Here is a 2,076-nt window from a genome sequence, read left to right on the forward strand (position 1 = left end):
GGGCGGGCTCATGCCGCCTCCAGCTCGGCCAGCTGGCCATCGGCCATGCGCAGGCGGCGGCCGCAGCGGGCGGCCAGCACCGGGTCATGGGTGATCAGCAGCAGGGTGGTGCCGAGCTCGTCGCGCAGGCCGAACAGCAGGTCCATCACCGCCTGGCCGGTGGCCTGGTCCAGATTGCCGGTGGGCTCATCGGCCAGCAGCAGGCTCGGCTCGCCCACCACGGCGCGGGCCAGCGCCACGCGCTGCTGCTCGCCGCCCGAGAGCTGGCCCGGATAGTGGTCCAGCCGGTGGCCGAGCCCGACCCGGCCGAGCGCGGCGCGGGCGCGCTCGAAGGCGTCCGCCCGGCCGGCGAATTCCAGCGGCACGGCGACATTCTCCAGCGCCGTCATGGTCGGCACCAGGTGGAAGGCCTGGAAGACGATGCCCAGGTGCTCGCGCCGGAAGCGGGCGAGGCCATCCTCGTCCAGCTTCGTCAGGTCCTGGCCGGCGACCCGCAGGCTGCCGCCCGAGGGGCGCTCCAGCCCCGCCAGCAGCATCAGCAGCGAGGTCTTGCCCGAGCCGGAGGGCCCGACCAGCCCCACCGCCTCCCCCCGTTGCAGCGTCAGATCGACACCGCGGAGGATGTTGACCTGCCCCCCCGCCGCCTCCACCTTCAGGCTGAGACCACGGGCCTCGATCAGGCTGGCACCGCGTGGCACCGCCTCGGGCGGGGCTGCGGCGGGTGACAGGGCGGGAGAAGGGATGGCATTGGGTGCGTCCGGCATGACCCGCAGATATGGCCGCCATGCGGCACTGCGAAGAGCTTTCCTCGGTTTCGCAATGTTTCTTCCGGTGGCGATCGCCACGGCGGGGGCGCAGGCGCAGGGCGCGGCGCCCCGCCAGGCGCCTTCGGCCGAGGCGGTGAAGATCGTCATGCTGGGGGATTCGATCACCGCCGGCTACGGCCTGGCCCAGGCCGAGGCGCTGCCGGCCCGGCTGCAGGCGCTGCTGCTGGCCGAGGGGCGCGATGTGCGCATCATCGCCGCCGGCGTCTCCGGCGACACCACGGCGGGCGGCAAGGCGCGGCTGGACTGGGCGCTGGCCGACCAGCCGCAGGCGGTGATCGTGGCGCTGGGCGGCAATGACGGGCTGCGCGGCGTCCCGCCGGCCGACACGCGGGCCAATCTGGACGACATCCTGACCCGGCTGAAGGCGCGCAACCTGCCCACCCTGCTGGCCGGCATGCTGGCGCCGCCGAATCTGGGCGCCGATTACGGCCGCGACTTCGCCAACACCTTCCGCAGCCTGGCCGAGGCGCATCCGGAGGTGGTGTTCTACCCCTTCCTGCTCGACGGCGTGGCGGGCGAGGCGGCGCTGAACCAGCCGGACCGCATCCATCCCAATCCCCGCGGCGCGGAGGAGGTGGCACGCCGCATGCTTCCCTCGGTGCGGGAGCTGCTGTCCAAGCTGCAGGGAGGTTGAGCCGCCATGCCACGCCTGTTCGTTGCCCTGCCGCTGCCGGACCGCTTGCGTGACCAGCTGGCCGACCTGGCCGGCGGCATCCCCGGCGCCCGCTGGGTGCCGCCCGAGAACTACCACCTGACGCTGCGCTTCATCGGCGAGATCGAGGGCTGGCAGGCCGATGAGGTGGACGAGGCGCTCTCCGGCATCCGCGCCCGCCCCTTCGATCTCACCCTCTCCGGCCTCGACATCTTCGAGAAGGCCGGGCGCATCCATTCGCTGCATGTGAAGGCGGAGCGCGGCGAGCGGCTGCTGCACCTGCAATCCAAGGTGGAGACGGCGCTGCAACGGGTGGGGCTGCCGCCCGAGCGGCGCCGCTTCGCCCCGCATGTGACCCTGGCGCGCACCGACCGCGCGGCGCCGGACAAGCTGATCAGCTTCGTCCAGGCGCACAACCTGTTCCGCCCCGAGCCGGTGGCGATCGGGCATTTCTGCCTGTTCTCCTCGCGGCTGGGCAAGGAACAGGCGCATTACGAGGCAGAGGTGGACTACGCCCTGACCGGCGCCGCCGACACCGCGGCGGCGATCCCGCGCGCGGCCGGGCTCTAGCCGCCGCCCGCGCACCATTGCGCGGCG

3 protein-coding genes are annotated in these 2,076 nt (G+C 73.2%); 2 read left to right on the top strand and 1 reads right to left on the bottom strand.

Annotation, left to right across the window (positions count from 1 at the left end):
* Window positions 1-8 precede the first annotated feature (8 nt).
* The gene (locus tag HMPREF0731_RS20615) at window positions 9-764 is read right to left on the bottom strand and encodes an ABC transporter ATP-binding protein (protein ID WP_083854602.1); all 756 of its coding nucleotides are present in this window, start codon (window positions 762-764) and stop codon (window positions 9-11) included.
* A gap of 67 nt (window positions 765-831) precedes the next feature.
* Here HMPREF0731_RS20615 and HMPREF0731_RS20620 point away from each other — a divergent pair, with 67 nt between their 5' ends.
* Both HMPREF0731_RS20620 and thpR read left to right on the top strand, forming a co-directional pair.
* The gene (locus HMPREF0731_RS20620) at window positions 832-1,461 is read left to right on the top strand and encodes an arylesterase (RefSeq protein ID WP_245538375.1); all 630 of its coding nucleotides are present in this window, start codon (window positions 832-834) and stop codon (window positions 1,459-1,461) included.
* Window positions 1,462-1,467: 6 nt separating this feature from the next.
* The gene (gene thpR, locus HMPREF0731_RS20625) at window positions 1,468-2,049 is read left to right on the top strand and encodes an RNA 2',3'-cyclic phosphodiesterase (protein ID WP_007006169.1); all 582 of its coding nucleotides are present in this window, start codon (window positions 1,468-1,470) and stop codon (window positions 2,047-2,049) included.
* The last annotated feature ends 27 nt before the right edge of the window (window positions 2,050-2,076 follow it).

The organism is Pseudoroseomonas cervicalis ATCC 49957, assembly GCF_000164635.1.
GTDB lineage: Bacteria > Pseudomonadota > Alphaproteobacteria > Acetobacterales > Acetobacteraceae > Pseudoroseomonas > Pseudoroseomonas cervicalis.

Coding starts and splice junctions, on each gene's coding strand:
- HMPREF0731_RS20615 (WP_083854602.1), bottom strand. CDS start 764: ATGCCGGACGCACCCAATGCCATCCCTTCTCCCGCCCTGTCACCCGCC.
- thpR (WP_007006169.1), top strand. CDS start 1,468: ATGCCACGCCTGTTCGTTGCCCTGCCGCTGCCGGACCGCTTGCGTGAC.